This window comes from Nocardia sp. NPDC058497, from assembly GCF_042720195.1.
Classification (GTDB): Bacteria; Actinomycetota; Actinomycetes; order Mycobacteriales; family Mycobacteriaceae; genus Nocardia.
Window position 1 is genome coordinate 1387 of the sequence record NZ_JBHXMY010000269.1, and the last position, 6449, is coordinate 7835.

The 6449-nt window shown below is 70.3% G+C and carries 4 protein-coding genes and 1 pseudogene; 1 reads left to right on the top strand and 4 read right to left on the bottom strand.

All coding sequences use genetic code 11. From position 1 onward, the window contains the following. The first annotated feature begins 151 nt into the window (after positions 1 to 151). On the top strand, positions 152 to 2107 hold the full coding sequence (locus tag ACFWPJ_RS18610; RefSeq protein ID WP_378852924.1) for a GMC family oxidoreductase: 1956 nt from the start codon (positions 152 to 154) through the stop codon (positions 2105 to 2107). On the opposite strand, the gene ACFWPJ_RS18615 is transcribed toward ACFWPJ_RS18610, so the two are convergent. The 4 genes and pseudogenes from ACFWPJ_RS18615 to ACFWPJ_RS18630 form a co-directional block, all read right to left on the bottom strand. After that, positions 2104 to 2484, bottom strand: a complete 381-nt coding sequence (locus ACFWPJ_RS18615; RefSeq protein WP_378852926.1) for a DUF742 domain-containing protein — start codon at positions 2482 to 2484, stop codon at positions 2104 to 2106. The two genes, ACFWPJ_RS18610 and ACFWPJ_RS18615, sit on opposite strands and share 4 nt — an antisense overlap. After that, positions 2481 to 4490: a nitrate- and nitrite sensing domain-containing protein gene (locus ACFWPJ_RS18620; RefSeq protein WP_378852928.1), complete on the bottom strand. Its 2010-nt coding sequence runs from the start codon at positions 4488 to 4490 to the stop codon at positions 2481 to 2483. Before ACFWPJ_RS18620 ends, ACFWPJ_RS18615 begins: the two co-directional genes overlap by 4 nt. Before the next feature lie 241 nt (positions 4491 to 4731). Then, on the bottom strand, positions 4732 to 6033 hold the full coding sequence (locus ACFWPJ_RS18625) for an AAA domain-containing protein (RefSeq protein WP_378852930.1): 1302 nt from the start codon (positions 6031 to 6033) through the stop codon (positions 4732 to 4734). Continuing rightward, positions 6030 to 6449: pseudogene (locus ACFWPJ_RS18630) on the bottom strand (hypothetical protein); the annotation flags it as partial. The gene ACFWPJ_RS18625 and the pseudogene ACFWPJ_RS18630, both read right to left, overlap by 4 nt.

The window sequence follows — 6449 nt, forward strand, 5'->3', positions numbered from 1 at the left end:
ATAAACCGGCGCGGTCCGGGTTTTACAGGTGACCCGCGCGGGGGGGGGGGGGGGGGGGGGCGCCCCGCGCCCCCCGAAACCCGTTGACACCCAGCGCGGTCGCAGGCCCCGTGATACAACTCACCCCAGAGTGAGAAGGGGTGGTTTCCGTATGGAGCCAACAGCCGAACAGCGGGCAGCGCTGGGTTTGATCTGTGACACATTCCTGCCCGGCGACGGGCTCGAGCTGCCGGCGGCGACCGAGCTGGGCGCGGTCGACACGATCTTCCGGATCCTGGGCCGCAATCCGCGTGAAGCAGACAAGAAGCAGCTCGCAATGGTGTTGGGGCTGTGGGACTCCCGCGTCTTCGGACTGGTGACCGGCAGCGGCTTCCGCCGGTTCTCGTCGCTGTCGCAAGAGCGGCGCGAGGCCGCGCTGCTGCGCCTGGCCGATTCCGGGCTGGCACCGGCCAGGGCGGTGTTCCAGGCACTCAAGCAGGCCTCGCTGCTGGCCTACAACGTGACCCCAGGCCCGACCGGGACGAACCCGCTGTGGGCGCAGATCGGCTATCCGGCCCCGACCGGCCCGTCGGCGAACGCGCCCGCGCCGGCGCTCACCCCGGAGCGGTTCACCGAATCGACCACCCTCGACTGCGATGTCGTCGTGGTCGGCTCGGGTGCGGGCGGCGGCGCCGCGGCGGCCGTACTGGCCGAAGCCGGTCTCGACGTGGTGGTGCTCGAACGCGGAAACTATTACGACGACAAGGATTTCGGCACCGGTGAGCTCGACGCGCTGACAAGCCTCTACGCCCCCGGTCCCGCGGCGTCGGCGGAGGGCCAGATCACGCTGGTGGCGGGGACCTGTCTCGGCGGCGGCACCGTCGTCAACTGGAGCACCTCGCTGCCCACCCCCGACGGTGTGCGCAAGGAGTGGGCCGAATCGGGTGTCCCCCAGTTCGCCGACGACGAATTCGGCGACGCGCTGAACACGGTGCAGCGCCGCATCGGCGTCACCGGAAACAAGTCCCCGCTCTCGGCACGCGACGGCATTCTCGAACGCGGCGCCAAGGCCCTCGGCTGGGATGTCGACACCTTGCCGCGCAATGTCGGCGACGCCTGCGACGCCGCGGTCGAATGCGGTCGCTGCGGGTACGGGTGCAGGCTGGGCGCCAAGCAGTCGGTGACCAAGACCTGGCTCTCCGACGCCGCCGAGCACGGCGCGCGCCTGGTGGTCGACGCCGACGTCCGCTCGATCACGGTGAAAGCCGGTAAGGCGGAATCGGTGACGGCGCGGACCTCCGACGGCGTCGAGATCACCGTGCGGGCGCGCGCGGTGGTCGTCGCGGCGGGCGCCATCCAGACACCCGCACTGTTGCAGCGATCGGGCTTGCGCAACAAGAACATCGGCCGCTATCTGCGGCTGCATCCCGCCGCCGCGGTGTTCGGGGTGTTCGAGGAGGAGATCCGGCCGTGGGAGGGCGCGCTGCAGGCCCGGATCAGCAGGCACCACGCCGATCTCGACGGAAACGGCTACGGCGTCATCTACGAGACCGGACCGATCCACCCCGGCCTGGCGACCGGGTTCATGAGCTGGCGCGGCGCGGCGCGACATCGCGCCACCATGCTCGATTTCGCGCGCACCAACTCGATCGGGGTGATCACCCGCGACCGTGATCCGGGCACCGTGTCGATCGACGGCGGCGGCGAGCCGGTGGTGAAATACCGCCTGTCCGACTACGACGCCAACCACCTGCACACCGGCATCGTCGGCGCCGCCTCGGTGCTGGAAGCCGCAGGCGCGCAACGCATCTACTCCGGCCATCAGGCCGGTGTCTCGTTCGAACCCCGCGTGCGCGGTTCGCTCGCGGAATTCGACGCGGCCTGCAAGAAGGCCGGTTACGGGCCTGGCCAGTGTTCGATGGGCGCCCTGCACATCATGGGCTCGGCCCGCATGGGCGGCACGGCGGAACTGTCGGCGACCAACCCGGATGGCGCCACCTGGGAGGTCGACAATATCGTCGTGGCCGACGGATCCAGCTTCCCCACCGCACCCGGCGTGAACCCGATGGTGACCATCGAGGCCATCGGCTACATGAACGCCAAGCGGCTGGCGGCCGAGCTCGCCTAGCTGTCGAACCGGCGGATCCCCGCGAGGACGGCCCGCAGCATGTCGAGGTCGGTGCTGCCGACCGTCCGGTGCTGCGGGGCCCGGGCGATCAGCCTGCCCTCGTCGAGGAGGTCGCCGATGAGCACCTTGGCCAGGTTCAGCGGCAGCCCGAGGTGCGCGGAGACCTCGGCGACCGCCATCGGTGTCCGGCACAGTTCGACGATCGCGGCGTACTCGGGTTCGGTGCGCCGCAGGCGGGTACCGGCACCGGCGTCGACCAGCAGCGTCGTGAGGTCGAGTTCGTCGCGCTGGGTCCGGCCGCGCCCGCGGGTCACCGCGTAGAGGCGCACGATCGGGCCCGCGTCCTCCTCGTACCAGTGTTCGCGTTCGTCGCTCATGCGCGCGGCGAGACGGCGGGGAACTGACCGGAGATCGGCGAGGACTGATCGGCGGCCTCGGCCAGCGCCGACGGGATCAGCACGACCGCGCGCACTCCGCCGTAGACCGATTCGGCCAGTCGCACCGAGATATTGTGCCTGCCAGCCAGTTTCGCGACCACGAACAGACCGAGCCGCGAACTGCCCGACAGTGTCGCCACACTGAACTCCGGTGGATCGGCCAGCACCGCATTGCGTTCGGCGAGTTCGGCTTCCGACATCCCGAGGCCCTGGTCGACGACCTCCACGGCCACCCCGCGCCCGACCACGACCCCCGACACGATGACCTGCGCCTCCGGCGGCGAGAACGCCGTCGCGTTGTCCATCAGCTCGGCCAGCAGGTGGATCACATCGGCGACGGCATGGCTGGCGATGCGCACCTCAGGCATCTGCTTGGTCTGAATCCTGGTGTAGTCCATGCTTTCCGCGATCGCGCCGCGCACCAGTTCCAGCAGCGCCACCGGATTGCGCCAGCGTCTGCCCGGCTGCTCGCCGCCGAGGATGATGAGGTTCTCGGCATTGCGGCGGGCGCGGGTCGCGAGATGGTCGAGCTGGAACAGCAGTTCGAGCTGGTCGGCATTGCCTTCGTCGCGTTCGGCGCGGTCGAGCAGGGCGAGCTGACGGTGCACGACCACCTGGCTGCGGTGGGCGATATTGAGGAACACCGTGTTGATGCCCGCCCTGGTCCGCGCCTCGGCGACGGCCGCCGACACCGCGGCGAGGTGGGCGCGGTTGAACGCGGCCGCGACCTGGCCGAGCTCGTCGGAGCCGAAGTCCAGCCGGGAGGTCTCCTGCTTCGCCTCGACCTGCTCCCCCGCCGCGAGCCTGCGCATGAGATCGGGCATCCGCTCGTCGGCCAGTTCCAGGGTGTCGTGGCGCAACCGCCGCATGCGGGCGATGAACCGGTTGGCCAGGACCAGCGCTATCAGGAACGCGCCCACCGCGAACAGCGCGACGACCGCGCCGCCGAGCAGCGCGTTGCGGCTGTCGGTTTCGCCCTGCTGCCGGGCGATGACGTGCGCGTCTGCGCTCTGGTCCTGCCACAGTTTCTGCAAGGCGAGGTTCACGTGGCGGGAGGCATCCTGCCACCCAGCCAGGCTCAGCGGCAGCGACGTATCACCGCGATCATTGGTGACCGGACCACGCGCCACCAGCGCGTCCTGCATCGAAACCACCTGCTGCCATTCGGAACTCGCGGTGACGGCATCGAGTTGCGCGCGCCGGGTGCCCTTCAGCACCGTGGCGGAATAGGCCACCTCGCCCCGGAACTCACCGACCCGGCGACCGAAATCGAGCAGTTCGGCGGCCGACATCCGGCCGTTGGTCAACGCCACCGAACCCAGAGTGTCGGCCTGCGAGAGCGCCTCGGCGGCACGCAATTGCTCGACGGCGTAACCCAGTTCGATGCCGATCTTCGCGTCCGGCGCCACCCGGGCCGCCAGCATAGACGCGGCGACGATCGTGCCGATCACCTGGGTGAAGACGGTGAACACGTCGCCTGGCGGGATCTGCATCGTGTCGACGCCACCGCGCACGGTCGGCACCATGGCGAACAGTTTGTTGTAGCCCTCGATGTCTTCGCGGGAACCGTCCGGGTTGAGCGCGCGGGCGGCGTCACCCTTGGCGATCACCGCGGCGAGCGCCTCGTCCGAACGCTGACGGGCGGTGACCAGGGCCGGCGTGGACGGCGGATCACCGGCCAGTCGCAGCAGCGAAAGCCTGCGTTCCTCCTGGAACGCCGACACCATCAGGATCGCGGGCGCGGTGGTGCTGGTGGCCAGATCGGCCCATTCGGTGGATTCCCGCGCCGAATCCACCAGGTACACCGCCGCCCCACCCCCGGCTGCCAGGAGCACGACACTGGAGCTGAGCACGATCGAGAGAAGCCGGGTCCGCACGCTCACCCGGCCGCGGACACCGCGCCCAGCCCACGAGTTCCCGAGCACTGAGCTACGCCAGATCTTCACACCGAATCTTTCCGCTCCCGGAGCCGCCCCGGCGCTCCGCTGCGTGCCCGTATCGGCGAAACCGACGATTCGGCACGCTTGTCTTCGCGCAGAGATTAACCGACCCGCCGCGCCGGTGCGGGCTTTGTGAACGAACCCAAAAGGTCGATACCCCAAGCAAACTCGCAGCTTACGGGTACGCAGTGCCCGACCTCGCCGCAGCTCGGCTGCACCCGCACTGCGAGCGGCAGGTACGCCCGAATCAGTTGGCCGCGCGCACCCGGTGCCGCGACAGATGACTCAGCACGGCCTGATTCGCCTCCCAGCCGTCGGGGAACTTCACCGGCACCCCGAGGTGCACCGGCTCGGCCGACGGGTGGGCGTCGAGCAGTTCGGGGATACCGGCCCGGCCGACGAGGATGCAGGCGTGCCGATGCCGCGAGGCCAGCACGCACAACCGGCCCGCCTCGAGATGGAAGGCGCTGGCGTCGCGGCGGCCCGACAGCGGGTGCAGCACCAGGGTGACGTCGTATTCGCGGCCCTGCAGCCGGTTGGCGGTGTCGACGGTGACCGGCTCGGCCGCGGTGCCGCGCAGCGCGGTGCGGACCGCGTCGGCCTGGTCGCGGTGCGCGGTGCCGATCGCGACGCGGTCGGTGGTGACCGGGCGGCTGCCCGATTCGGAGTGCGCGGTGGCGCCGCGCTCGATCAGCCTGGCGGCGATCGCGGCGATCGCGTGCACGGCCTCGCGATCGGTGCGCAGCGTGTGCCGGGCGGGCAGTTCGTACCAGCCCCACCCCGACGCGGCCGCCTCCTCGAGCACGGCGTCGATCGGGCCGCCGAGGCCACGGGTGGTGAAATCCATTCGGCGGTCACCGAATCCGGTGCCGGACTCGAAACCGGTGAAGGGGTAGAAGGCCTGCGAGACGACCGGGGCCGCGGTGGCGGGCAGCCGCCAGGACACCGGCAGCCGGTGGATCGGGATGTTGTCGTTGTTGGCCAGCATCACGGTGACGGCACTCATCGTCGGGTCCCAGGTGAGCCCGGCCCAGCGCGCGGTCTCGACCGTGGCGAACGGGTCGAGCTGCCCGGGATCGCCGACGAACAGGCCGCGGTCGAAGCGGTTCGCGATGCGCAGCAACATGTCCGAGCGCATCTGGTAGGCCTCGTCGATGATCGCGTGCGACCAGCTGCCGTCGGTGATGGTGGCCCATTTGGCGGCGGTCCCGATGACGATGGTGGCGTCGGCGAGGTCACCGGGTTTTGTTGCTACCCGGACATTTTCGTGCTGGTCGACGCGATCGCTGGTCACATACGCGGTGCTGGAGAGCCTGCCGATGCGCAGCGCGGGGTCGGCGCCGGCCAGGCGGTCGATGAGGTCGTCGACCTGCTCGTTGGTCTGGGCGACGATCATCCGCTGGTCGTCGTCCTCGGCGAGCTGGCGGGCGGCGCGCACCACGAGGGTGGATTTGCCCGCGCCGGGCGGCGAGTCGACGACGATCGCGCGATGGCTCTCGTCGCGCAGATCGGTGAGGATGCCCGCGACGGCCTCGTCCGGCGTGGTCACTGAAGGTCCTCCCCGTCGTCGTCGGTGTGCGGTGTCCATTCCGGCGGTGGGCCGCCGTGGGTCCACGGAGTGTCCTCGCGGGCAGGCAGATTCAGCTGGCCGTTGAACGGTGACGGCTTGAACCGGGCGAAACCGAGGTTCTCACCGTCCTCGGGCACGCTCCCCGGTTCGGCGACGAGCTTGCGGCCCATGCCGCCCGAGAGCTCGAGAACGATGCTGTCGCCGTCGATCTCGACCACCACCCCGCTCTGCTTCGGGCATTCGACGCAGGTCAGTTCCTCGCCGACGACCGCGATGAACGGGTCGGTGGTGCGAATGTGGATGTGCGGGCGCAGTTTCGGGGGGGGGGCCGACCGGTCGAGGGGGGGGGGGGGGGTGTTGGGGGACCGCGCGCCGGGGGGCGGGGCCGGGGAGCC

Excerpts from the sequence above, each read along its gene's own strand:
- ACFWPJ_RS18610 (WP_378852924.1), top strand. The coding sequence starts at position 152 with ATGGAGCCAACAGCCGAACAGCGGGCAGCGCTGGGTTTGATCTGTGAC.
- ACFWPJ_RS18615 (WP_378852926.1), bottom strand. The coding sequence starts at position 2,484 with ATGAGCGACGAACGCGAACACTGGTACGAGGAGGACGCGGGCCCGATC.